The sequence below is a fragment of the Vibrio sp. J2-4 genome, assembly GCF_021728155.1.
GTDB classification, from domain to species: Bacteria; Pseudomonadota; Gammaproteobacteria; order Enterobacterales; family Vibrionaceae; genus Vibrio; species Vibrio diabolicus.
Genome location: NZ_JAKKCN010000002.1, coordinates 941,176 through 966,066 on the forward strand (window position 1 = coordinate 941,176; position 24,891 = coordinate 966,066).

At 43.6% G+C, this 24,891-nt stretch carries 29 protein-coding genes; 16 read left to right on the plus strand and 13 right to left on the minus strand.

Annotated elements, in window-relative coordinates; translation table 11 throughout:
• Positions 1-24 precede the first annotated feature (24 nt).
• The gene (locus L3V32_RS09700) at positions 25-1,908 is read left to right on the plus strand and encodes a methyl-accepting chemotaxis protein (RefSeq protein ID WP_114323220.1); all 1,884 of its coding nucleotides are present in this window, start codon (positions 25-27) and stop codon (positions 1,906-1,908) included.
• A gap of 70 nt (positions 1,909-1,978) precedes the next feature.
• Here L3V32_RS09700 and L3V32_RS09705 read toward each other — a convergent pair whose 3' ends face one another.
• Both L3V32_RS09705 and L3V32_RS09710 read right to left on the minus strand, forming a co-directional pair.
• On the minus strand, positions 1,979-2,698 hold the full coding sequence (locus tag L3V32_RS09705; RefSeq protein WP_237284187.1) for a 3'-5' exonuclease: 720 nt from the start codon (positions 2,696-2,698) through the stop codon (positions 1,979-1,981).
• 8 nt (positions 2,699-2,706) lie between these two features.
• Positions 2,707-4,596: a DUF294 nucleotidyltransferase-like domain-containing protein gene (locus tag L3V32_RS09710; RefSeq protein ID WP_237284188.1), complete on the minus strand. Its 1,890-nt coding sequence runs from the start codon at positions 4,594-4,596 to the stop codon at positions 2,707-2,709.
• Positions 4,597-4,914: 318 nt separating this feature from the next.
• On the opposite strand from L3V32_RS09710, the gene L3V32_RS09715 reads away from it, so the two are divergent.
• Positions 4,915-5,556 carry an outer membrane beta-barrel protein gene (locus L3V32_RS09715; protein WP_046876189.1) on the plus strand — a complete coding sequence of 214 codons (642 nt, stop codon included), beginning with the start codon at positions 4,915-4,917 and terminating at the stop codon, positions 5,554-5,556.
• An 82-nt stretch (positions 5,557-5,638) separates the two neighbouring features.
• On the opposite strand, the gene L3V32_RS09720 is transcribed toward L3V32_RS09715, so the two are convergent.
• From L3V32_RS09720 to L3V32_RS09730, 3 genes are all read right to left on the minus strand, one after another.
• A complete protein-coding gene (locus L3V32_RS09720) occupies positions 5,639-6,829 on the minus strand; it encodes an amino acid aminotransferase (RefSeq protein ID WP_150919038.1) in 1,191 nt (396 codons plus the stop codon).
• Positions 6,830-7,160: 331 nt separating this feature from the next.
• The gene (locus L3V32_RS09725) at positions 7,161-7,460 is read right to left on the minus strand and encodes a hypothetical protein (RefSeq protein WP_005396873.1); all 300 of its coding nucleotides are present in this window, start codon (positions 7,458-7,460) and stop codon (positions 7,161-7,163) included.
• A 245-nt stretch (positions 7,461-7,705) separates the two neighbouring features.
• Positions 7,706-7,936, minus strand: coding sequence for a hypothetical protein (locus tag L3V32_RS09730; RefSeq protein ID WP_005396877.1), 231 nt, complete (start codon positions 7,934-7,936; stop codon positions 7,706-7,708).
• 259 nt (positions 7,937-8,195) lie between these two features.
• Between L3V32_RS09730 and L3V32_RS09735 the strand changes: the two genes are divergently transcribed.
• Together L3V32_RS09735 and L3V32_RS09740 are read left to right on the plus strand one after the other, a co-directional pair.
• Positions 8,196-9,617 (plus strand): PLP-dependent aminotransferase family protein, encoded by a 1,422-nt coding sequence (locus L3V32_RS09735; protein ID WP_047009964.1) that lies wholly within the window; start codon positions 8,196-8,198, stop codon positions 9,615-9,617.
• Positions 9,618-9,723: 106 nt separating this feature from the next.
• Positions 9,724-9,942, plus strand: a complete 219-nt coding sequence (locus L3V32_RS09740) for a hypothetical protein (protein ID WP_012841649.1) — start codon at positions 9,724-9,726, stop codon at positions 9,940-9,942.
• Between the two features lie 101 nt (positions 9,943-10,043).
• Here L3V32_RS09740 and asnS read toward each other — a convergent pair whose 3' ends face one another.
• Both asnS and L3V32_RS09750 read right to left on the minus strand, forming a co-directional pair.
• Positions 10,044-11,444, minus strand: coding sequence for an asparagine--tRNA ligase (asnS, locus tag L3V32_RS09745; RefSeq protein ID WP_046876186.1), 1,401 nt, complete (start codon positions 11,442-11,444; stop codon positions 10,044-10,046).
• Positions 11,445-11,632: 188 nt separating this feature from the next.
• A complete protein-coding gene (locus L3V32_RS09750; protein WP_237284189.1) occupies positions 11,633-13,258 on the minus strand; it encodes a methyl-accepting chemotaxis protein in 1,626 nt (541 codons plus the stop codon).
• Positions 13,259-13,747: 489 nt separating this feature from the next.
• Here L3V32_RS09750 and L3V32_RS09755 point away from each other — a divergent pair, with 489 nt between their 5' ends.
• Complete coding sequence (locus L3V32_RS09755; protein ID WP_033908285.1) at positions 13,748-14,908, plus strand: site-specific integrase; 1,161 nt, start codon at positions 13,748-13,750, stop codon at positions 14,906-14,908.
• A gap of 394 nt (positions 14,909-15,302) precedes the next feature.
• Positions 15,303-15,515 (plus strand): cold-shock protein, encoded by a 213-nt coding sequence (locus L3V32_RS09760; RefSeq protein ID WP_021822123.1) that lies wholly within the window; start codon positions 15,303-15,305, stop codon positions 15,513-15,515.
• Positions 15,516-15,939: 424 nt separating this feature from the next.
• Here L3V32_RS09760 and L3V32_RS09765 read toward each other — a convergent pair whose 3' ends face one another.
• The 6 genes from L3V32_RS09765 to L3V32_RS09790 form a co-directional block, all read right to left on the minus strand.
• Entirely contained in the window at positions 15,940-16,149 is a 210-nt protein-coding gene (locus L3V32_RS09765) for a hypothetical protein (protein WP_025630572.1), read from the minus strand.
• Positions 16,134-16,760, minus strand: a complete 627-nt coding sequence (locus L3V32_RS09770) for an MT-A70 family methyltransferase (RefSeq protein WP_050550019.1) — start codon at positions 16,758-16,760, stop codon at positions 16,134-16,136. Before L3V32_RS09770 ends, L3V32_RS09765 begins: the two co-directional genes overlap by 16 nt.
• Positions 16,757-17,881 carry a hypothetical protein gene (locus L3V32_RS09775; protein ID WP_029809449.1) on the minus strand — a complete coding sequence of 375 codons (1,125 nt, stop codon included), beginning with the start codon at positions 17,879-17,881 and terminating at the stop codon, positions 16,757-16,759. The genes L3V32_RS09770 and L3V32_RS09775 overlap by 4 nt, the downstream gene beginning before the upstream one ends.
• Before the next feature lie 65 nt (positions 17,882-17,946).
• Positions 17,947-18,771, minus strand: a complete 825-nt coding sequence (locus L3V32_RS09780; protein WP_083146436.1) for a DUF2303 family protein — start codon at positions 18,769-18,771, stop codon at positions 17,947-17,949.
• A gap of 13 nt (positions 18,772-18,784) precedes the next feature.
• The gene (locus tag L3V32_RS09785; RefSeq protein WP_226420879.1) at positions 18,785-19,213 is read right to left on the minus strand and encodes a hypothetical protein; all 429 of its coding nucleotides are present in this window, start codon (positions 19,211-19,213) and stop codon (positions 18,785-18,787) included.
• Between the two features lie 322 nt (positions 19,214-19,535).
• Positions 19,536-20,171: a helix-turn-helix domain-containing protein gene (locus L3V32_RS09790; RefSeq protein ID WP_033908283.1), complete on the minus strand. Its 636-nt coding sequence runs from the start codon at positions 20,169-20,171 to the stop codon at positions 19,536-19,538.
• A gap of 291 nt (positions 20,172-20,462) precedes the next feature.
• Here L3V32_RS09790 and L3V32_RS09795 point away from each other — a divergent pair, with 291 nt between their 5' ends.
• The 10 genes from L3V32_RS09795 (at position 20,463) to L3V32_RS09840 (ending at position 24,859) form a co-directional block, all read left to right on the plus strand.
• A complete protein-coding gene (locus L3V32_RS09795) occupies positions 20,463-20,777 on the plus strand; it encodes a hypothetical protein (RefSeq protein ID WP_020840932.1) in 315 nt (104 codons plus the stop codon).
• Positions 20,778-20,851: 74 nt separating this feature from the next.
• Positions 20,852-21,811, plus strand: coding sequence for a hypothetical protein (locus tag L3V32_RS09800; RefSeq protein WP_031856842.1), 960 nt, complete (start codon positions 20,852-20,854; stop codon positions 21,809-21,811).
• Between the two features lie 82 nt (positions 21,812-21,893).
• Positions 21,894-22,241 carry a hypothetical protein gene (locus L3V32_RS09805; protein WP_021454726.1) on the plus strand — a complete coding sequence of 116 codons (348 nt, stop codon included), beginning with the start codon at positions 21,894-21,896 and terminating at the stop codon, positions 22,239-22,241.
• Entirely contained in the window at positions 22,238-22,603 is a 366-nt protein-coding gene (locus L3V32_RS09810) for a hypothetical protein (protein ID WP_021454725.1), read from the plus strand. The genes L3V32_RS09805 and L3V32_RS09810 overlap by 4 nt, the downstream gene beginning before the upstream one ends.
• A 62-nt stretch (positions 22,604-22,665) precedes the next feature.
• The gene (locus L3V32_RS09815) at positions 22,666-23,067 is read left to right on the plus strand and encodes a hypothetical protein (RefSeq protein ID WP_043854130.1); all 402 of its coding nucleotides are present in this window, start codon (positions 22,666-22,668) and stop codon (positions 23,065-23,067) included.
• Entirely contained in the window at positions 23,064-23,369 is a 306-nt protein-coding gene (locus tag L3V32_RS09820) for a DUF4406 domain-containing protein (RefSeq protein WP_020840927.1), read from the plus strand. The genes L3V32_RS09815 and L3V32_RS09820 overlap by 4 nt, the downstream gene beginning before the upstream one ends.
• A 7-nt stretch (positions 23,370-23,376) precedes the next feature.
• On the plus strand, positions 23,377-23,526 hold the full coding sequence (locus L3V32_RS09825; RefSeq protein ID WP_021454738.1) for a hypothetical protein: 150 nt from the start codon (positions 23,377-23,379) through the stop codon (positions 23,524-23,526).
• A gap of 2 nt (positions 23,527-23,528) precedes the next feature.
• Entirely contained in the window at positions 23,529-23,720 is a 192-nt protein-coding gene (locus L3V32_RS09830) for a hypothetical protein (RefSeq protein WP_020840925.1), read from the plus strand.
• A 43-nt stretch (positions 23,721-23,763) separates the two neighbouring features.
• Positions 23,764-24,573, plus strand: coding sequence for a BRO family protein (locus L3V32_RS09835; protein WP_020840924.1), 810 nt, complete (start codon positions 23,764-23,766; stop codon positions 24,571-24,573).
• 13 nt (positions 24,574-24,586) lie between these two features.
• Entirely contained in the window at positions 24,587-24,859 is a 273-nt protein-coding gene (locus L3V32_RS09840; RefSeq protein ID WP_237284190.1) for a hypothetical protein, read from the plus strand.
• The last annotated feature ends 32 nt before the right edge of the window (positions 24,860-24,891 follow it).

Here is a 24,891-nt window from a genome sequence, read left to right on the forward strand (position 1 = left end):
TCTCCCAACTCAAAAACTATAAATATGAAATTATCATTAAAACAAAAGCTTATTGGCGCAAGCCTTTCTGCTGTTGTTGTGATGGCAACAGCACTTACTTGGTTGTCGGCTGGTCAATTATTTGATCAGACTCGTTCAGGTGTCTATTCACGTGCGCAAAGTCTAAGTACTACTGCGTCAGAAGGAATTTCTGATTGGGTCAATATCCGTAAAGATATTGCTACCGCATTCAACGACTACTCGACAGAGCAAGACGTTGTCCCTTTCCTACAACAAGCTCGCAAGGCTGGTGGCTTTGATGACATCTTCCTTGGTACACCAAACGGTGATATGTATCGCTCTCACCCTGAGCGTAACCGTGCTGATTACGACCCTCGTACTCGTCCTTGGTACAAAGATGCTAACGCCGCAGGTAAGCAGATCATCACAGCTGCATATCAAGATGCAATCACTAACGCGCTGCTTGTAACCATTGCTGAGCCAGTAATGAAAAATGGTCAGTTTGTTGGTGTTGTTGGTGCAGATGTACTGATCGATCAGCTTATCAGCGACGTGATTAACCTAGATGCAGGTGAAAATGCGCATGCGATGTTAATCGATATGAACGAAGGTACGTTCCTAGCGCATCCAGATAAAAGCTTAACGCTTAAGCCTATCACCAGTGTTCTAAAAGACTTTTCAGAAGATGCAATCGAGCGCGCTGCAGATGAAGGTCGTATCGAAGATACGGTAATCAAAGGCAAAGAGAAGCTTTACTACTTTAATAAAGTACCTGGCACGCATTGGATGTTCGCGATTGAAATGGATCGCGCAACGGAAGAAGCAGGGCATGCGGTATTGCTACGTGACCTATTGATCACTGCTGTGATGATCACCATTGTGGTTATTCTTGCGGTATCTTGGTTGGTTGGTTTCTTGTTCCGTGACTTGAGCCGCGTATCAAATGCACTTGAGGAAATTGCATCTGGTGAAGGTGACTTAACGCAACGACTAGAACCACGCAGTGATGATGAAGTAGGTAAACTGGCTGAAAACTTCAACCGCTTTGTTGGCAACATGCACACGATGGTGACCAAGCTTAGCCACGTATCATCTGCGCTTTCAGAGCAAGCACGCACGACGGCACAGCAAGCTGAAGAGCGCAGTCAGCGTATCTCTTACCAGCAAGATGAGATCAACATGGTTGCGACGGCTGTGAACGAAATGGCAGCAGCGACACAAGAAATTGCAGGTAATGCAGATAGCACGGCAAGTAACTCAGAGGAAGCGGTTCAAGCTTGTTCACACGGTTCTAGCCAAGTGACTCAGACGCAAGGTTCTATCCAGAACTTGGCGCAAGAAGTTCAAGTTGCCACTGATGTGATTCAAGAGCTAGAAGCACACGGAAATAGCATCAATACGATTCTATCAACGATTCAAGGTATTGCTGAGCAAACTAACCTACTTGCACTTAACGCGGCAATTGAAGCGGCACGTGCAGGTGAACAAGGCCGTGGCTTTGCTGTGGTTGCGGATGAAGTTCGCGTATTGAGCCAACGCACTCATGCTTCAACGCAAGAGATTCAAGAAACTATCGAGATGTTACAGGGCACAACAGCGAAAGCGGTTGGCATCATGGGTGATAGCCGTCGTCTGGCTGACACCAGTGTTGATGATGCAAACGCGGCTGCAGCGAGCTTGACGCAAATCCATACTGCTGTTGAGCGCATCAGTGACATGGCAACGCAGATTGCATCGGCGGCAGAAGAGCAAGCATCGGTAACAACCGAGATCACGCGTAATACTGAAGGCATTCGTGACGTTTCTAACGAGCTGTCGGTAGAAGCTCATCAAGCAGCAGAACAAGCTGCCCACCTATCTGAGCTTTCACACGAATTAGAGCAAGAGATTCAACGCTTTAAGCTGTAATCGGATACCGACCTAAATAAAAAGGAGCCATTTGGCTCCTTTTTTGATCGCTTATTAAGCTAGCAAGACGTTATAGCCAGAACTCACTGATCGGTTGCTCTTCGCTATAATGATGGGCGATTTGCGCTTGTAGCAGTTCTGCCGTAGCAATTGCATCGGTTAATGCATGGTGAGGGGTATAGTCTGGCAGACCATAACGGCGTCGAGATTGCGCTAGCCGAACCGATTCTGGCTTTTTCCCTTTTAAACGCTCCCAGAGTGAGCCAGAGCGTTTCTGTTGAATGGTTTCTTCAAGATGCAGCGTATCTATCACTGGAAACTCAATTCCTTCCCCTAAACGGCTTTTGAGTGCTTTATCCAGAAATTCTCTCTCGATACGACGATAATGCACAACAATGATTTTTCCGCTTAAGCATGGTAGTAGCTCGCTTAAGATGTCGCCCAAGTCAGGTGCATCGATCAATTCACTGTGAGTAATACCATGTATGATTACCGAGTCTTCATCGAGTGCTCGCTGCGGGCGAACTTTCCAATGACGCGAATTGCGCAAGAAAATACGTTTCAAGTTAAACGGCACTAAACCAATGGTAATGATGTCATGTTTTTCGGGGTTCACCCCCGTCGTTTCGAAATCTAGCGCGACGAACTCCACCTCAGACAGGGGGGTCTCTGGTGCCGGTGGTTTATTGCTATAAAACGCAATTAAATTCTCATCTTTAGCCATCTCCAACTTTTGTTCAAATTTCGTTGGCCACTGAATGGTTGGCTTCTGAAAGAGCTTTTTGATCATGTTCAACCTCACTTAAAGCTCTTATTCGCTTGGTAGCGGAACTTAAGGAAGTTCTGACCATTGCTTAGGATTTGGAAAGCATCTTTTAGGTTGCGACGTTCAAATTCAGAGAGATTTTCTGGTTCGATATTGTTATCTGGGTCAATGCCTAATTCCACGTCCGTCGCTTGGTGACGAATACGCACCATGGAAATAAACTCTAGTGCGTCTTTTAAGTCTTGTGCACGACCTTTTGGCAAAATGCCAGCATCAATGATGTCGTCGAGACGCTCAAACGAGTTCTGTGCGCGTGAGCCAACCGCCAGAGAGTGAACGCGAATTAAGTCGACCAGAGGAGCCGTACCACGACGTTTGAGGTTGATGGAGTTGTTGTGTCTGCCATCTTTCTCCATCACAAAGTCTTTAAAGAAGCCAAGTGGCGGCGTTCGGTTAAGTGCGTTGCGAGCCAGACAGGCTAAGAAGCGATTGTTTTTACGCGCACGACGAACAATAAAGCTGGTTAATTGTTCTGCCCATTTTAAGCGACCGTAAACGCCATCCAAATCGAAAAAGATGGACGCGTTGAGTAGCGCTTTCGGGTTCGGGTTATCAATCCAGTCAGCGAAGCACTCTTCCCACTCTGAACGAGTCATGCGCCATAATGGGTTGGTTGCCATAATATCGCCCGTACAATACTTGTAGCCACAGGCATCTAATCCATCACTGACGTATTTCGCTAAAGCTTCGAAGTACTTGCCATGTTTCTCTTCTTGGTAGTTCTCATCTAGAATGATGGCGTTATCTTGGTCAGTCACCAACAGTTGCTCATCACGTCCCATTGAGCCAAGTGCAAGGAAACAATAAGGAATTGGTGGTGGGCCAAGTTCTTCTTCGGCCATTTCTAACAGACGCTGTTTGAAGCTTCGACCAATCACGGACATCGCACTGCCCACCATGTGTGAGTTGGCATCTTCGTTGACTAGGCGTACAAAGCTGCTTTTTACTTCTTCAGCAACAACTGCCAAATCTTCGATGGTCTGTTGTTGGAAAATGCTGCTCACCAATAAGAGCGAGTTTTGTGATTCATAACGAACAATGTCGGTTGTTTCGATAATACCAATAGGCAATTGGTTTTTAACCACAGGCAGATGGTGCACGTTGTAACGCAGCATGGTTAACATTGCTTCATAGATGTAGGCATTGTGATCAAGAGACATGACTTCAGTGGTCATCACACTTGATACATCGTCCTGTGGAGACAAGCCTTCGGCCAACACACGGGTACACAAGTCACGGTCAGTAATAATACCAAGTACCGGAGATTGTGGGTCATCTTCGTCACGAACGAAATCTGGATCGACGATAAGTAGAGCAGATACGTTGTCATTCGCCATCTGCTGCGCGGCTTGCTGGATTGTCTGTCCTCGATCAATCGTATGAGCATCGCCAGTCAGCAAGGTTTTCACTTTCGATGTCGTCAGGTCATTGGCATCTTTGTTTTCTGAAATGGCTTGGCGTAAACGAGCACTATTTTCCACTTCGACAAAGTCTGCAAAGGAATCAAAGTTGTCGTATATTTCTTGGAAAACGTCACCAGGAATACAGTAGAGCAGAGTATCTTCAATGGCTTTTACCGGAAAGCGTACTTTGTTGTTGGTTAGCATTCCCATCTGGCCAAATAGGTCACCTTCGTCAAGGCGGTTATACAGCTCACCTTTGCGTCGATAAACTTCTACGACCCCGCTTCGCACCACGTAGAGATCTTGGATATAGTCTCCAAAATGGATGATTGGGGTATCTTCTCGGTAGTACGAGATCTCGACACTCTCTGTCACCTTGTTTAGTGTTTCTTCAGGGAGTTCATTGAACGGGGGGTACTTGGCGAGAAAGTTATAAATCTCGAGAAGTTCTGCATCCATCGAAGGTGCCTTTTAGTTCGCAAATAATAAAGTAATCTTAACTTAGTTTTAAAACAGAGTCTTATCTGAACCGTGATTTTCGTACTCAGTCATAAGATTCTGACATATCGCACGATAAGGAATCGGCATTTCTACTACTATATAGTCACTTAAAAGGTGAGCGGACGTGGTCGATATATTTTGGGCCAATGCTTGATTTAGAGGCATAGCAGATTTCAAATCGTTACCGCGTCTGTAAACTAAGTTATTTTTGTTGAACTAAGCCACTCAAGGTGATTTGGGGGCAGTGTTTAAATAATTCTCATGAAAGGAAGTCGAATGGTGAGAAGTTTATTGCTTGCGTCTTTAGCTGCTTTGCCAGCAGTAACTAGCGCGGCGGTCATGGACCAAGCAGAAAAATTTGGGTATGAACACATTCACTTGGATGTGGGTGCCGGAACCACAAATGAAGAGTGGTTAGATAATTCGAACGCGACCACAATTGGACTCGGTGGTAATTACTTATTTACTGAGAACTGGTTGTTTAATGTCGATTACTCGGCGCAGTTTTTCCATCCGGACGACTTTACTCTTCGCATTGACCGTTTGTTGTTTGGTGGTGGTTATCGTTATGGGATTACGGATCAATTCGATATCTACGGTAAATATGGAATAGGTGCAATCAAAGCGAAAGCGACGGACGACAAAACGGATAATACGTTATCTTCAGATAGCGAATTGCTTCAAGCCGTCACCGTTGGGGTGAATTACTTATTCAGTGAAAAACTTATTGCGACGGCCGAGGTGGAAGTTAACCGCAGTGATATCGTCGATGAGAACAATTTTAAGATAGGTTTTAACTACCAATGGCATGATGTTATTGGTACTGGTCTTTTTTATCAGTTTAGAGATACCGATTACAGCGGTGAGAGCTCTGATTATGTCAATGAAGTGGGGCTGAGTTTGAAGTTTGTCTATTAGCGGACAGGTTCATTTACTGGCAATAAATAAAAAAGGTCAGCTTATGCTGACCTTTCCTTTTAATAAAGTATGCGACTATCGATTATAAAACCGCTGCAATGCCTTTACATAGAGGACCCATATTTGACTTCGTCATACCAGCAACACTGATTCGGCCTGAACCGACGATGTAAATACCGAACTCTTCTTTCAGACGGTTTACTTGCTCTTTAGATAGGCCAGAGAAAGAGAACATACCATTTTGACGTTCGATGAAGCTAAAGTCTGCGTCCACACCTTCTGATTTTAGTGTCGCTACAAATAGTTCACGCATCTCTTGGATACGGTCACGCATTTCCGCTACTTCAGCTTCCCATTCCGCACGCATTTCGGCGTTGCCAAGAATGTGAGTCACGACAGCGCTGCCGTGCGCAGGTGGGTTAGAGTAGATAGAGCGAATAATGGCTTTAACTTGCGAAAATGCGGTTGTTGCGACTTCTTCTGATTCCGCTACTAACGTGAAGGCACCAACGCGTTCGTTGTAAAGGCCAAAGTTTTTCGAGAACGAGCTCGCGACTAGGATTTCTTTGTTGTACTTAGCAAAAGTACGAAGACCCGCCGCATCCTCTTCCACGCCTTTAGCAAAGCCTTGGTATGCGAAGTCAAATAGAGGAAGCAATTTCTTCTCTGCGACTAGTTTCGCCAATGTTTCCCATTCTTCAGCAGTTGGGTCGATACCTGTAGGGTTGTGGCAGCAGCCGTGTAGAAGCACGATGTCACCTTCAGACGCAGATTGCAGATCGTTTAGCATTGCATCGAAGTCTTTGTCTTTTGTTTCAGCGTTGTAGTAGCTGTATTGTGCCGTTTCGATACCAGCGGCAGTAAATACGCCGTTGTGGTTTGCCCAAGTAGGATTGCTGATCCAGATTTTTACATCGCCAAGTTGGCGTTTAATGAACTCACCAGCAACACGTAATGCACCAGTACCACCTGGAGCTTGAGCTGTTTTAGCGCGTTTTTCGTTTACAATTTCTGCATCAGAGCCGAAAAGCAGTTTTTGTACGGCAATGCCGTACTCAGCTGTGCCTTCGATAGTTAGGTAAGATTTGGTTTTTTCAGTTTCAACAAGCGCTGCTTCAGCTTTCTTTACTGTTGCAAGAACGGGAGTTTCGCCTTGCTCGTTTTTGTAAATACCTACGCCAAGGTTAATTTTGTCTGCGCGAGCATCTTTTTTAAACTCTTCAGTAAGGCCAAGAATAGGGTCAGCCGGAGCGGCAACTACTTTTTCAAACATAATCTTCATCCATGTTAATCGAAGGGGTGTGCTAACATTTATACCTTTCAGCAATATTGGTTACAACCGTTACTGAAAAGAAAACCTAAAAAAGTTGCGATTTGAAACAGAATTCTAACATAACTAAAGTTTTTGCCATGAAAACGTTTGGTAGGCACAGAGTTTGAAGGGGATTTATACAATGGTTGATGAAGTTTTGTTCACGTACCAATCGTTTGACTTCAGTGCTTTGCGTTAGTGATTTACGTTGAGTGGCGGTTACTAGTTGAGACAAAAACGCCCCACTAAAGGTGGAGCGTTTGCTTGTAAGAAGTATAGATGTCGGCTGATGTTATTTCTTCAGGTCGATTTCAGACTCAACCGCATTGGTTTCGATGTCTGGGTTAGAAGAAAGCTTCTCAGTCGCCCAGTCGTTCATATGCTTTAAGATTGCTTTTAATGCGTGCTTCTCTGTTGGGACTTCCGCTTTTTCGACTTCAAGCTTTTGTTTCGGGTGTGTGCCCGTCGCATCTTCCGCTACGTGTAGCCAATCTGGGTGCCAGTAATAAGGTTGGCCGGAAGGAGAACTCCAAGAATGTACGCCGTTGGATTCACCTTTGTATTTAATGTCTTCTTCGTTGTATTTCGCCATTATTGTTTTCTCTCATAATCCATGAGTTGAGGTGTGCATCACCATTACTATCTAAATGTAACAGATGTAATGAAAATTAATGTGATAACTATCGACTTATTTTGTCATTCGATAGCTACAGACGATGCGTACTTCTCATTCAGAAGAATTTACTATTTGGCAGGTTTTGGCTTTATCTGCGTTTAAAGCATACGACGATGGATTCGCCTGCCTAACGCTATTCTTGAACGGTGATAGAGCCTAAACTACTCGTCATTCAAGTGTTTGAGAATCGCCGCTTTTGCATGCTCTTCTGTCGCTGCTTCTCCGTCAGGGACTTCAAGGTCAGCCTTTTTGTGTTCACCCAAAGCATCTTCAGCGATATGCAACCAATCAGGATGCCAGTAATAAGGGGTTGTGCCGCCAGGATGGTCCCAGCTATGTACACCTTTATGTTTCCCGCGATAAGAGAGATCGTCCATTGTAAATACTTTCATCGCTTCCTCCCGGCTTAAAAGATAGATGTCTAAGTGGATTTAACACTCTCAGCTCCGTGGAATGCCTTGCTTTTCGGACAAGGCAAAGATTTAAGACCACTCGGACGTATCAGTAAAAGTATGGAACATAAATTCTCACTTCGTCGTCGAAATTGCTATTAACAAGCTTGATAAATTACGTTGCTAAATTGACGACTGCCATATCAGAATGCTGGCGCGAAGTATGCTATGGTGCAGCTGCAAGTGAAATGAGGGATACATGAATCGATACCGTCAATTGGCCGAATTGTTTAAGGCACAAATTCAGCAAGATACTTGGAGAGCAGGGGAGAAGCTGCCTTCAATACGCGTCACCAGCCGCAATCATTCCGTAAGTGCAGGTACGGTATTACAAGCCTATCAATTGCTAGAGGCGCAAGGCTGGGTGATAGCAAAGCCTCAATCTGGTTACTATGTGACTGCCGATCTTGAACGTCTCACTAATACGAATGGAATTAAAAGCAACAATACACCATGTACCAAGTTGAATGATGAGTTGTATTCGTTTTTGAAGCACCAAGCAACATCGGATGTTGTTCATTTAGGCTCGGCGTTTCCGGATCCGTGTTTGTTTCCTTTAGAGTCGCTTAACCGTAATTTGGCCAGCTCGGGACGAAAAATGGGGCCGGATAAGTTGCTAGACAACCTACCTCCTGGTGCTGAGTCGTTAAGGCGACTCGTCGCTCAGAGGTATATTCATCATGGGATATCACTAACCCATGATGATGTGGTTATTACTTCCGGTGCGCTAGAAGCATTAAACTTGAGTTTGCAAGCGGTCACCCGACCAGGTGATACCGTCGTTGTCGAATCCCCAACGTTTTATGGCGCACTTCAAGCGGTAGAACGGTTAGGTCTCAAGGCTATTGAAATCAGTGTCGATGATGAGAGTGGGCATTCGCTTGAACAAATCGAAGCAGCTTTTGCCAATGAAGATGTTCGGGCTTGTTGGTTAATGACGAACTTTCATAATCCAACCGGGGCTTCTTTGTCTGATGAACACAAACGATACATTGTTGAGTTAGCCAATCGATATGATGTGTATCTCATCGAAGACGATGTGTACTCTGAGCTGTATTTTTCTGACAAAAGGCCGAACTCATTAAAGAGCTTTGATGAGCAAGAGCGTGTCCTTCATTGTGGTTCTTTTTCTAAGAGTTTATGCCCTGGATACCGCTTGGGTTGGGTGGTGAATAAGCGTTTTAACGAGACTATTCAAAAGCTCCAGTTAATATCGACATTATCTGGGAGTGCCCCTATTCAGCAGGGGGTTGCACATTACTTACAAAACGACAGTTACGACAACCACCTGAGAAAGCTGCGTAAGACACTGCAACAACGTCAAGCTGACTTCGTGGATTTACTTGTAAAGCACCTACCTAAAGAGGTTACCTATCTACGTCCTGATGGTGGTTACTTTCTTTGGCTGAAATTGCCAGATGGAATATCAAGTAAAGCGGTATATCAGGCACTATTGTCTGAGCAGGTTACCGTCGCTTATGGCAAACTCTTTTCGATAAGTGATCAATACGAAAACTATTTAAGACTGAATACATCGCTTCCTTTAGAAACGAGTTTGGAACGTGCTATCAAAAGGTTAGGTGATTTGCTTCGCGAATTACTCAGAATTGAAACTCATTAAACTGCTTAGTGTTTTTTTGCTCCAACTGTATCAGCGCCATTTTTGAAAATTATGCTTCAATCATTATTCAGGTTGACAGACCTTGGACGATTAAGCAGGATTTAAGATGAAAAAGCAGTTGGTTAAACATGAGTTAAGGTTAATCGCCGTTGCTATTTTTAGTGCGTTTTTACTGGTATTTGCGCATCTCATTTTGGCGAAGTCTTTCTCTCATATGGCATGGACAGAGTACACCGCGGCCGTGATCCCTTTCGTAATGTTTGGCTTATGTATTGTGGGCGTAAAGTACGCTGAAAAAGCGGACAGAGATAAGGAAGAAGACTAACTCAAGCTTGAGTTACTTAGCAGATGGTATTGACGGTTGAGCACAAAATAAAAGACCTCCACTAGGGAGGTCTTTTCTAATTCTGTCTCACTAAAAAGTGATTAGAAGTTCGCAGAGCGAGGCGTACGTGGGAATGGGATCACGTCACGAACGTTGCCCATGCCTGTTACGTAAGATACTAGACGCTCAAAGCCTAGACCAAAGCCTGCGTGTGGCACTGTGCCGTAACGACGCAAGTCGCGATACCAGCTCATGTGCTCAGGGTCGATACCCATTTCGCGCATACGTGCATCCAGTACGTCTAGACGCTCTTCACGCTGAGAACCACCGATGATTTCACCGATGCCAGGTGCTAGAACGTCCATTGCCGCTACCGTCTTACCATCATCGTTCATACGCATGTAGAATGCTTTGATGTCTTTCGGGTAGTTCTTAACGATTACCGGCGCTTTGAAGTGCTCTTCCGCTAGGAAACGCTCGTGCTCAGATGACATATCGATACCCCACTCAACTGGGAATTCGAACTCACGGCCAGAATCTAGCAGGATTTGGATCGCGTCAGTGTAGTCAACTTGTGCGAAGTCAGAAGAAACAAAGTTCTCTAGACGGCTAACGGCTTCTTTGTCGATGCGCTGAGCAAAGAACTCAAGGTCATCGCGACGCTCTTCAAGTACTGCTTTGAATACGTACTTAAGCATGTCTTCAGCCAGTTTCGCAACGTCGTCCAGTTCTGCAAACGCAACTTCAGGCTCAACCATCCAGAACTCTGCTAGGTGGCGGCTTGTGTTTGAGTTTTCAGCACGGAAAGTAGGGCCGAAAGTGTAAACCTTACTTAGTGCACAAGCGTAAGCTTCCGCGTTTAGCTGACCAGATACTGTAAGGAAAGTTTCTTTTCCGAAGAAGTCTTCGTTGTAGTCTACTTTACCAGCATCTGTACGAGGAAGGTTTTCCATGTCTAGCGTAGAAACGCGGAACATTTCACCTGCACCTTCTGCATCTGAAGCCGTAATTAGTGGCGCAGATACCCAGAAGTAACCTTGCTCGTGGTAGAAGCGGTGGATTGCTTGAGATAGGCAGTTACGTACACGTGCTACCGCACCGATTACGTTTGTGCGCGGACGTAGGTGCGCTACTTCACGTAGGTACTCAATAGAGTGACGAGTTTTTGCCATCGGGTAAGTTTCTGCGTCTTCAACCCAACCAACCACTTTAACGCCAGTGGCAGCAAGTTCGAAGTCTTGGCCCTTTGCAGGAGATTCAACAATCTTACCAGTTACTTCAACAGAGCAGCCAGTCGTTAGCTTTAGTACTTCGTCTTCGTAATTATTAAGATTATTTGGGACCACGGCCTGAATCGGGTCGAAACAAGAGCCGTCATATATGGCAAGGAAAGAGATTCCAGCTTTGGAATCACGACGTGAACGGATCCAGCCACGAACAGTCACTTCGCTGTCTACTGCTAGCTGACCTTTCAATACGTCTGATACAGGCGCGTAAGTCATGTTTTCAATATTCTCCATTGAGGTAAAAATTCAACCCAACACTTATTAAAGTACTTGTCTAATAACATTTTTGTTCAAAAAACAAGCTAAGTGCTGAGTTGGGTAGCATTTTACAGATTCAACGAGACATATTACCTGTCAATTCGCTCGCATCAACCTTTATATTCATTTTGATGGGGAGAATCTCTCTATTTATTCACTCTTTGATGCTTTGAAAGTGTGAATTGGTTAAGTAATTGCTCTAAACGTTCGGATAGATGCTCTAAATCAACACTAATATCACGCGTGTGCGATGCTGATTGCGATGTGTCGTCAGCATGCAGTGTGATCACATCAATTTTGGATTGAATACGCTGACTGACGTCGGATGTGGTTTGCGTCTGGCTTTGAATGTTTTCCGCATGTTTCAGAACTTGATGCATTTCATCGACAACGTTATGCATCGTGACTGAAAGTGTCTCGACATCGACTGAACGTTGGTGAGCAAACTGGCAGACAGTATCCACAGAGGCTAAGGACTCTTCACTCCCTTGCTGGAATTGAGAAATGATATGCTCAATGTTGCCTGTGGCTTCGGCGGTCCGAGAAGCTAGGTTACGCACTTCCTCCGCGACGACGGCAAAACCGCGTCCTTGCTCTCCGGCTCGGGCGGCTTCAATTGCAGCATTCAACGCGAGCAGGTTGGTTTGTTCTGCAATGCCTTTAATGACCCCAAGAATGGATGATACTTCTTCGGTTCTTTGGTTTAACGAACTGATTTTTTCCCGTACGCCGTCAATATTGCTCACCAAGTGTTTGATGTCTTCGCTCACGCTGTGTGCTTGGCTTGCGCTGTGAGTGGCAACATCAACGGTATGGTTGACTAGAGCTGTGGCGTTATTGGTCGAGTCTTCAACGGCGGTTTGTTGTTGCAACATGTCGGTGATGTTGCTTTGTACGTCACTGGTTTCCAATTGTTGATTATTGGCCGCTTTGTCTGTTGATTGTGCAACATCCGTTAACTGAGTGGCTGAATTGGCAAGAGAGTGGGAGGTGTCTTGTACACGCTCTAAACTCTCGGATACCGTATCCATAAACGAATTAATCGCGGTAGAAAGTTGGCCTACCTCATCTTTTTGGTGATGAACAAGTCGTTGAGATAGATCTTTACTATGGCTCACATTCGCCATGAATTGCGACGTTTTTTGTATTGGGCGAACAATGATCTTACGAATCAAACTCATCGTTATAATAAAACCAACAAACGCGATAACGGCCATTATTCCCATCGCAAACATTGCCTGTTTATTGATCATTGAATTGACGTGGTTCATGTTGTATTCCAAACGAATCGCGCCCAATACTTCGCCTTCTGGTGCTACATGGCAAGAAACGCAGTTGGTGCCACGATAATTTTCGCTTGATTTCATTGGTAGCGCGACAACCAGTCCGTTCCCCCAATTGGCTGAAATTGGCTCAATGACCAGTTCGCCATTTAAAGCTCGTTGGTCAATATCATCGACCGGTTGTTGGTTTGCTTGTCCTGGTCCGTAAAGCTTGGTTACGGTATCGGCCCGCAACACGCGAACTTCTTCAATCCCTTCTTGAGCGAGTGCTTTTTTTCGCAAAGTTTCTTTTTGCGACATGGTGCCTGTTAGCATCATCATGTTTAGGCTATCGAAGTAATTACTGGCCTTATCATGAAGCTGTTCACTGAGAACATCATTGATTAAGGTTTTTTGTTGATGGTATTGATAAGCCGTAGAGGCAGCCAGAACACAGCTGAAGACGGCAATTAACGCGAGCAAGAGCTTAAAAGTGATAGTTGAGCGCATAAATTTATAAGTGTAATTGGAACGAACTGCACAATCTTAATGTGCACAAATGCGCACTGCGAACAACGAAATGAATGATTGTGACCCCACTCATGTTGGGGATATGTAATTGTGATGTGAGTGCTGTGTAATCAAATGTTTGGCGCATGACAGAAATACGACGATCAGGACAAAGGTTTAATTATTTTCGCTGAGAACAAACGGCCTTTTGCTACGCTTGTATTGAGTAGCACTTGTCTGTTGGCAGTGAATTCCTTAGTATTGCGTGTCTTTTTAAAGCCTGAGAATCAAGATGAAAACAGAATTGTACAAAGGGAATATGTTTTAGTTTCATCGGCTTTCTAATAGCTTCCAAAATCTACATCGTTTATCATGTAAAGCCAATAAATACGGGGCTTGCGAGCTTCATGGTGTTTCCTCGTGTGACATGGGAAAAATGCCTGAAGAAACGTAATGTGTGTATATATTGTGTATATGACAGGGTAGACTATGACCATCACCGAACGGGCTTTAAAGTCCAAAAATAACTTTCCAACAGACAAACCACACCAAGATTTAGCCGACGGCGGCGGCCTACTTGCGCGCTTCTATAAGAGCGGAAAAATTAGCTTTTTCTATCGCTTCCGCTGGCAGGGGAAACAAGCAATCTTAACAATCGGCACTTATCCTCAAGTTTCTTTAAAAGAAGCTAGGGATATTCACCGAGAAGCTAAAAAGATGCTTGAGCAAGGTTTAGATCCGCGAAACAACAAAGCCAAAAAGAAAATCTCAACCGTTCAAGAGTGTATTGAGTTTTGGATTAATGAAGAATTGATCCCAAGACGCAAATATCCAAAGCTAATTATCAACGCGCTATATACACACATAATTAGCAAGATTGGCTCTAATGAATGGGAGCAGATGAAAACCGTTGATTGGATCAACGTGATTAAGACTATTGAAGGTAAAACTGTTCCAGTTCGCTTGCTGACAGAATTAAAGCAGTGTGCCAAATACCTAATGGCTGTAGACATTATTGAAGAGAACAAACTGATCAACATTCAAAGCCGCTTTGTTGGTACGCCGTCAAAGCCAAGGGATAGGGTTTTATCATTCAAAGAACTCAAGCAAATTTACGACTATTGCCGTTCTGGTGAATATCCTCTTGAGTTTGCGGCAGCTTGTTTGATTCTCATGTTTACCGGAGCGCGTAGCGGAGAACTGAGAACGGCCAAGAAAGTTAACATCGACCTGAAAGGTAGAACTTGGAAAGTGCCACCAGAAAACAGCAAGAACGGGCGTTTAATCGTTCGTCCAATTCCAGATTTCTTAATTGGTTACTTTGAGTTTTTATACAACCTTCATCCAAGCTCTGAGAACTTGATTATCTCGAACAGGGGTAGGGAGTTAGGAGTGCAAGGCTTTCAAAGTCGTTTTAGACCGCTGCAAGCGGCGTTAGCGTTGCCAAGCTGGTCGCCACACGTATTTAGACACACCTTAGCCACACACTTTGGTGATTTGAAAATTGAGCCTTATATCGCTGAGAAGATGCTAGGACATGAAATGGCTGGTGAAATGAAAACCTACAACAAAGGTCAGTATTTAAGTCAACAGTTAGACGCTATGAGAGTCTATCACGACGCTGTAGTTAACTATAAAGAGAGTAATTAATTTAGAGCTCTTTTGAGCGTATTAGTCTACAGATTCTACACGTAAAAATACGGGTGTTAGCACTGAACCTAGAACCTATGAATGTAAGATTGCGAGTGCTAGTTGCATAAAGTGATTGATGCTTAATGGTTTTTTGTAATTTTATGTTTATTTTTCTCTATGGTGAAAAATAAAGCTTTACATTTACCACGGAACTAGTGATACTGAATTTGCTCTGTTGTAGTTCAGAGTTATTAAATGAAAAATAAAGTTTTTAAGTTAAGCCCTCAGAATTCCTTCATTGTTATCCTCAGAGTTTCCCTCTCTAGCTTCATTATAAACATTAAATAATTCAAGATTTCAGTGCTTCTCTCGCAAGTTACGCGTAAATTATATTTAAAATAAGGGACAACATATGTCTAATAATAAAACTGGTTCTGTAAAATGGTTTAACGATAGTAAAGGTTTCGGATTTTTGACACCAGATGATGGTAGTGCTGATGTATTCGTTCACTTTAACTCTATTGTTTCAGAAGGCTTTAAAACTCTAGCCGAGGGCCAAAAGGTTAACTTTAAAGTAGAGCAAGGCCAGAAAGGTTTGCAAGCTGCAAATGTAGTTGTTGCATAAAATTATTTGTAGAGGTGTATTCACACCTCTACTACTCTCATATCCTCTAAACCCATACAATTTATTTATTACTCAAAGAACATAAAATATCTCCATTTAAATTAAAGTATTAAAATAAATTATAACTAAGACTAAGAAAAATATGCCTACATTCAATATAAAATATATAAACGAAAGTAATAGTACTTTACGCATGGAAACTGTTTTCATGCGTGGATTAAAAGGTGCAAAAATATCAGCATCCTCCTGCGCTCCATTTTGTACAAATAGAATTGAGCTTCGAGACCTTATTGGTACATTGTTAGCCCACAAAGAGGGCGGAATCTGGGTGAATGCTGTAAAAGCTTAATCCAAATTAAGTACAATACAATATCATTCGCTATAGCTTTGTCGCTCTCCTTATATAACAGCAAGTTAGAAGATGTTATAAAAAGTCGTAACCTTGATTTTTCTCCCACCTTAAGACATCTTCCGTTTTCCAAATGAGTCTCGGTGAAGAGATTACAGGTTCAGGAAATCCCTTTGTTTTACGCCAGTTGTATAGGCCACGTTTTGTGAAGTTTTCACCATCGCGCATTGCAAAAGGGCGATATCTAACAAGCAATTGTTCAATACTAATTAGTTTTTCTTCCACTTTTCTAATTCCTCATATTGAAGCTGAATTTCCGCTAAGTATGGTTTTCTGAATCCAACCTCATCTATAATTAAACTTGGTGCCGATTGGTTGCCGAATACATCCCAACCATTTCTTGGTTCGCCTCGATGGAAAAGCTCAAGCTTTCTAGCGAACCGTCCTGCGATTTTTTCTACTTTGTCGCGGCCTTCTTGTGGCTTGGCACTATGTTCGCCAACGGGTGCCGTAAAGAACGAGCGAACGGAGCGACTTGCTGGTTTTGGTTTACCTTTAACCGCGATTAGTGCCGATTCTGTTCCAGCTCTTGTGTGGTAACCAAGACCAAAGAAAGGTAAGCCGTTAACAGTCTCTTTTCCCCAAACCAATCCATTTATGTTTTTAACGGTAAATCCCCACGCTTCAGCAAGATCACAGGCCTCTTTAGGCATGGCGTTCACGTACCACATGATCAGATAACAGTTATCAGATGCCAGTTCACCAACTGGCATTTTCTTTAAGTCGTCTATCGTCATTGTTGGATACTTTTGTGAAGCGCCGCTTTTCATTGAACCGCCAGTTCTTTTTGAGCTGAATTGCCAAGGCGGATCGGCATAAATCACATCGTATTTCACTTGCGACGAACCTCGTTTACTTGTTCTTTCGTCCAGTTCTCGCGTTCCCAAGGTTGAACGATCTTTTCGTCAATTGCTGCTCGGATTTTTGACGCACTTGTTTCGCTAACGCCCTTAACTGATTTTGCTAGTTGCTCATCAGTTGGGTGCATTACGCTGTAAACGGAGAAGTAATTTGCATCGTTCAGAAGCTTTAATTCTCGTTCGGTGATTACACCGTCGTAAACAGATTCAAGTGTGACTTCTTTGAAGTGTTCCACTCGATCAATTAGATGCTGGTGGTTAACTTCAGCAGCGTTTGTATATATCTCTTGAAGATCCACATACAGCTCTGAAGGAATACGGCCTTCAAACTCGTGTACTGTAGGGATAAGGGGGATCAGCCAATCAGACACGCTCACGATACAACAAACCGCCCAATTTGAACGCAATTCAATATGAAAATTTAAGTCGCGAATGACATTAATGTTTTTAACTAATGGCTTAAATGCCAGAGGGTAGCCATAGCGATATATAAATAGCTCTAAACCGTCTTTGCCAACGTATGGTTTTTCTACGTCACCATCAATGAAATGCAATCGAGCTTTGTACTCTTCGCATAGGTGCGTTGCTTCTAAAGCCGCTTCACTTAGTTGGGTTACTTCCTTTCTCAAACGAATATTTTCTTTGCGGTAGTCGCTTGATTCTTTCTTTAAACGGTTGATTGTGTTTAAGCGCTCGTCAGCAGTTGCGCGTGATTTAGCTAGGCGTTGCTTTAAGGCGTCTGGATTCATTTCACGGTAACGCTTAACTTCTTCTCTTAGTGCAGGAAGATCAGCCGTTCTTGCTTTTAGTAAGTTAAATTCGCTGCGTAGTTTGTTGAGCTTGTCTAGGTGGTCTAGTTCAATTGCTTCGTTCTCTTTGGTCAGCTCAATAACTTTCAGTTCAAGCGTGTCGCGTTCAGACTCGGCCTTTTCAATTCGATCAATTAGTTCGTTGTACTGATCGGTTTCGTAGTTTAGAGATTCAGAAACTAATTGTGCTTGGGTTTCAACAAGAGAAAGGACGTTACCAAGTTGGTTTTGAACCATGTTCAGAAGGTGATTAACAGCAACGTCTACAGGTTGGGTTTGGTTGGTCATTGGTCTACCTTGTGAATACAACTTATCTGATTTGGTTCCCTCACTCACGAGGGAACCATTACTCATTAGTAAGTACCGATGTAAGTCGGCATTGCTACCGATTGGTTTGCGAACTCTTCTTTAACGACTTCAAGGAACTTCTCAGCCATTTTCTCTTGAATCTCTTCCATGCGTTTAATGCGTAGGATTAAAAGTTCATTTCGAATTATTGATAGGCGCAAATCAAAGCGGAAATCACCTAAACCAGAGTATGGTTCGCAAGTGAATACAAATGCCGCAGGTAGCACAAGATCTTCACGAGTTTTAGTCGCAATACGTTCGTATTCGCTTTGTGATTGAGAGAAATCACTAACTTGTCGGTTTGAGCCGCGAGTGTGTTCAAAATCAAGTTCACGAACAGCCGCAATCGCCTTGAACATTTCAATTTGTTCGCCGTTTGAATCAAACGCAGAAATGCAGTCTTTCCAATCTTCCAAGAACTCAGCCATATCGCGTTGTTCCATGCGTTCGCCGTCGATGTTTAGCAGCGCTTTAAATGGTGCAGTGCGTTTTAGTGATACTGAAGCCTTGTGAAGTTGATGACCAGCTTTGTCGTTAGTACCAACGTCAAAGATTGTTTTAGCTTTCATTGAATCAGCATCAATAAAAGTCTTTGAGCCTTCTAGCTGGTGGTCTTTTGCATACTTCGCAAACTCAGTGATCGAGATTGTATTAAACTCGCCACGCAAGTTATTGCGGTGTTCTTGGTACTGTTCCAAATCTTTTAGGGAACAGTTGTCAGGCACTAGAATCAGTTGGGAAAGCGTGTTTTTAGCTTCAATAGCTTTAATAAACTCAGGAACGCTACCCTTATTTACAAGTTCTTGAATTGATTCCTTAGTAAATGACATTTCTCTTTACTCCTTAGTATTTGCCAACGCTTAGTTTGTTAATACCAGCCGGAAGTTCTAGCTGGTTGTGGACGCCAACGGCAGGGCGGTCATAACTCAACTTTCCACCGAAGCCAGCAAACGCCACGGTTTCATATTTGAAATCTTCGACTTTCGAGCCGTAATTTACTTTCGGTTCTTTAACTGTGATCGCCGTGGTTACATTCATAATCGACGGGTCGGTTTTAGATGCTGGTGAAAGTTTTAGCTTTAAGATGATCTCGCCAGCTTTACCGGAGTTAGAGACGGCTAGCGCCACGTTGGATGTGGCTAAACCAAGAACGTTAGCAATCGAGCCAGCTTCTACACGCTCAATAAACTCAGGGAAGTTAGTCACACGTTCCATTTGAGGGTCTTTTTTGGCAGTTCCTTCGCCAGTCATTTTTGCTTCGTCAATAGTCATGTTTACTCACTTATCTTTTGTGATACTATGACTGCGTTGTAGCGGTTTGGTCGCCGCTTCAACACGGTCATACCATTAAATGGTCTGGTCATACCTTGTGAATAAAGCCGCTCAGAAATGGGCGGTTTTATTTTTGCTTTTTGTTTCCGAACGATGCAAAGATTAACTTAACGATGAAAAGATTGGAAGTGATCGAGAACAATGAAGAATGAAATTATTGTTTTCGTTTTTGATTGATTTGGAATTTTAGACAAAAAAAACCCTCGCATAGCGAGGGAAGTCCTTTTAAAAGCTGATTGTGAGTGATATCTATCATCACAAATTAGAATATCGCATACGCAGCGAAAGTGCCAATTAATTTCTGACCAGTGATTTCTACAAGACGCAATTCAAGAGGTAACTCTTCATTCATGGATTTCAAAAACTGCCTACCGTGTGCGGATTGGTATTCCATGATCTCCACGTTGTTACCAGTGTTTGCTACAACCAATTGACCAGACACTGGTGATTTATCAATGTCAAAGTACAAATAGCCACCAGCAGGATAGTTTTTGATTTGGTCATTTACTTTTACAACGAATTGACTCTTTGAGTTTCCACTAGGGCAAGGGAATCTTTGAGTGTGTTCTGCAATGCCTGTTTTTAAAAACTCATCTGGGTCAACGTCAACGAACGAGTTTAACGATACTAGGGGTGCACCTAGTTCAATGCGAGAAAGTTCTTTGTATTCGTCAGCCGTTGGCGAACCTTCACCAGTAGCTAACCACTCAAGACGGCAATCAAGGGCATCTGCTAGCCTGATAGCCGAATCAAGCATGATACTTTTTTCTGGATTCAATTTGATGTTGGTTAACACCGCTCGACTTACACCAGATCTCTTTGCCAAGTCGATGCTTTTGGTTATGTTTAAATCCCGTTTCCTCTGCTCGATGTTCCGAGCAAGCACAGACATAGACATAATGCCCCCTGTTTGATGTTTAAATATTACGCTTGTATATGTATGTGAAATTCACACACCAAGTATAAACCAATTCTTTTTTTTGGTCGATTATTGGTCGAAATTTTTTTATTTGACAATCCTGTTGTTTACGATCAATGATTGCGGTCATCGAATGTTGACGACACTCAACGGTAGATAACCTAAAAGTGTGTTTTGGTGAGCGTGGGAGCTATTTCCTATCAGCCACCCACTTGTGGCGCTAATAGCTCAGTGTCGCCACGCTCAACCAAAGCACATTGAGAGGTAACCATGAACATTCCTGAAAATCGCTTTTTCGTTCTAAACAACATGGCTGTCGTTCCAACGATGATTTTTAAGCGTGGTTTGACGCTTGAAGAGTTAGGAGCTTACTGCGTTTTGAGCGCGACAAGTTTCAACTGGTGGAAAGATGTCGATGAACTCAGCAACGCATTGGGAGTGCCAGTCGAGAAACTTGAATCACTCAGACAAGCGTTAGTTGAAAAGTGTGGTTTGACTGAACCTAAAGACGAATACAACGAAGAAGAACAGGCTGAACGCGCAAGTTCTATCTACAAAGACATTCGAACAAATAGTGAATTTTAAGTAAAAAAAACCGCCGTGTGAGGCGGCGGTCTTTAAGTTTGCACCAAATGTTAGTGCTGTGACGAGGTAATTATATGGCACAACCAAATAAGAACGCAACGATCAAGCGTAAACGTGCAAGTCGCAACTTCACCATGATTTGCAACGAGGTTTATGCAGACCATTGTTTGAGTTTTCAAGCTATGGGATTGCTTAGTTACTTGTTGTCAAAACCTGATGATTGGGAAGTTAAAGTGTCCCACTTAGAGAAAGTAACCACCGGAACCATGAAGAAAACGGGGCGTGATGGTGTTTACGTAATACTAAAAGAGCTTATTGAGCGTGGCTTTTGCCTTCGCCACAAAGAGGCTGACGGTTCAACCTGGTATGAAGTGAGTGACTATCCAAAAAGCCTAATCCGTGAAAGCCGTATTACGGAAAAGCCAGATCCGGCTAATACGACACTACTAAATACTGATCTTAAACTAAATACTGATCTAAATACTTCGTCCGAATCTGACGATTCAGACCAATTGCTTTCTGATGCGTTTGCAATTTTCTGGACTGCCGGAATGAGAAAGGTTGGGAAGATTCAAGCATTCAATGAGTTTAAGCGAGCTATCAAGCGCCTAAAGGCCGAGCCTTACGAGTTTGCACGAATGCTCGCTGAAGACGTAAAGCGACGCAATGCAGCGCAGCAACAAGGTTTTGATCGCTTACATCCAGAACGTTACATCAAGTACGAACGCTGGACAGATGAATTGCTTAACGACACGAATCTAAGAGGTATCGACAATGGACAGAAATTTGAAATCAATGGAATCGGTTATGGCGAGAATGCCGATCAGTCAATCTTCCCTGAATGGTTGCGGATTTACCCAAACCAATCGCCAGCCATCAAATTTGCACGAGTACAACAACAGCGCCAATGGATTGAATCCCAAGCTAACAGCCCTATGGGACACGCTAACGGAAATGTACGGCAAGACATGGGTCACGATGAATGGCGCAGTGATTACTACGGCATGGGGAAACTTCCTTTCGACCCTGAATGATTTGCAACTTAACCGGATACTAGCGATCTGCTTTGACCGACTATCCAACGGTAACCGCTTCCCTCCATCGCTTGGTGAGTTGATGACTCAGATTAACCAGCGAACCGAAGCGGAATACCGCGAAGCCTATGACCGATTTTTGAATCGTGCGCCAATGGGGAGAGCCGAGAAATGGGTAGCACAAAATTGTGATTGGGATTTGAAACGAGCTAGAGCTGGTGGAGAGTTAGAACTTTTCATCAAGTATCTACGGGATGCAGACGCTAAAGAACGAGCTGGCCGCTTGAGGCTTGCAGAGGATGAGCTAAAAGCGCTACCAGTACACAGTCGAGTTTCGGTAAGTGACAAGGTTCGAGAAGAGTATCGACGTTCAGGAGAACGACACGAGTTTTCTGATCGAATTGACCAACTAAGGGCCATGAAACGATGAACGATATCAAGCAGCAAATGAAGATTTTGATCGCCAAAATGCACGAGTACGGCTTTGAAGAAATCGCAATCAACAACGATGTGCCAGCAATGGATCAGGAGTTTGCTAAAGCGCTAGTGAATTACCTAGAAGCCACCAGCAACGCATTCTTGAGCGTATCTCGCCTTCACAAGCTAGCGAAGCAAAGAGACTTCAAAGTATTGAGTGAGAACTTAGAACAGGACTTAAAAACACTAGCTGGCATGGCTAGCATGATCGGCAATACGTGTAACTCATACGGGCGAATGGAAATTGAAGCGTTTGATGTTGCTTTAGAGGCTCTTCACCGCGCAAAAGAAGAATCTAAATTTTCGGCCTGTTAAATTTACAAGCGTAAATTTAGATCATATATTTGTTTTCGAAACAAAACACAAGGTAACAATCAATGACCAAATTACCAGGCCAAAAAGCTTGCCAAGTATTGTTAACAATGGGGCGCAGACGCCAAGTTGAACAAGCCATTTCAGAGCTAAATGAATTGGCCGTTGCCCTGTACCACCACTTTCGACAAGGCAAAGGCTCGATCACTGAAGTGATGGAAGAAATTGCTGACGTTGAAATCATGCTAGCGCAGATCTACCAGCTCGTAGACAAAGACCAGCTAGAAGCTATCCGACATAAGAAAATCGAAAAGCTTGATTTTTATCTATGGCGGGTAGGAGAGATCCCACGCGAGATTTCGGAGCTGCAACATCAAATCACTAAAGAATCCAGTACCGAAGAAATTGAGCGTATTGAGCTAAAAATCAACGCCCTTAGACGCGAAATGGAGAGCATTAAGGGATGAAGATTTATATCGCTGGTGGCGTTACTGATGTGCCTGATAGCGAAGCGCAATTTAAACGCGCAGCCCTAAAGATTCAGTGCATCGGTCACGTTCCCGTTCACACACTGATGTTGCCAGAAGGATTAAGCGAACAAGGGTACATGGACATAGCAATGGCAATGATTCGTGAAGTTGACGCGATTTATTGCTTGCCGAACTGGAAAACTAGCGTTGGCGCATTCGCTGAAGTTGCTTACGCAAAGAAGCTTCACTTGCCAGTGTTCCACAACATTCAACAAATCAAGCATCGTTTTCGTTTCTAGGTGAGTTATGCGTTTTAGTGAAACCGTTCTAGTAGCGATACACGGCGCACTAGCGATCTACATGCTGGCTAAGTTCGGCATCGAATTTACGGTGATGATTTACTTTCTAGCTGGCGTAATCGTTGCGAGATTGAAATCACTCAAATTGGTGAGGTAGGCATGAAATTACGAGACTTGCCTTATCAGTACGATTTCAAGCTTAACGGGAAGAGATATAGCCAATTCATTAGACCTAAAAAGCCAGTAGATCCGAATGATTTCAAAGTCGTGTGTTATGAGCCGCCGCAAGGCGACTCTATTGATATTCATTGCATGACTGAAGTTAAGCCAATAGTGCGTGTTCGTGTGTAAGCAGGGTATGACCAAAAGAACCATGTTTTAAGGAATTACGTTGATGAACATAACCAAATTCAACAAACCTATTTTTGGGGATCTGACCGTCATCATTGATATGGATAACGATCCTTGGTTTATCGGGAACGAGGTCGGCGCAATGCTTGGCCTTGTGAACGCTCGTGATGCGGTTAATCGGTATGTTTCAGAACAAGATAAGAAGCCGCTAAAGCAATTAATGGCCGAATTTCCAACGTCGAGCTGCTCGACGTTAGAGTTAAATCAACGGCTTACGGTAATAAACGAGGCTGGTATGTATGACTTGATTCTTTCCAGCCAAGCGCCAAAGGGTAAGCCGTTTCAGCGTTGGATCACTCACGAAGTGTTACCAAATATTCGAAAGCATGGCTCCTATTCATTGACCGAACAGCCGCGAACAAGCGCGGAATGGTTACTTGAGCAAGCAAAGGCTCTAGTTGAACAGGAGAAGCAGACCAAACAGGCCATTGAAACGGCCAACGACGCTCATCGACGAATTGACGAGTTAGAGCGCAATTTTATTCCGGCTGGATATGCGATTGTTTCCGGTTTGGGTATTCACTACGGGCTATCCAATCAAAAGGCTAAAGAGCTAGTGGAAGCTTATGACGTTCCAACTAGACCAATCACAGTGAATAGTGGGACGTTCCCCGTTCTCACTAAGATGGTGCTCATTGAGGACTTTAAAGCCGCGCTCAAGAAAGAAATTCAACTTCTCTCACTATCAGATACCGGATTATGGTTTGCTGGTGGACAGTTAGGGCGATTTGCGGCCAAAGGGCGAGTGTTAGAACTATTCAAAAAATACCAAGAGACATTAGCAGTTATTTAGGGGAACGCATTAGATGAGTAATCCGAACCAAGTATTAACCTACTACCTGATCACTTATCACTACTACAAAAAAGGCGTGTTTGCGCAAGCTGGCTATCAGCAAGTTGCTTTGAGCCAGAGAATGAAGCCTTACTCAACTAAGAAAATAATGGCCGCTATAGCCGATCACTTAGGAGTTGACGCAGATGCGTTACTGCCTATCAACATTCAGGAGCTTGGTTCCTATCCAAGAGCCATGATTGAAGATCTAAAAGAACAAGCCGAGGCGTTAACAGTGACGCTTTAGAGTATCGCTTTTGAGTTAGAGCGTTGCATTCA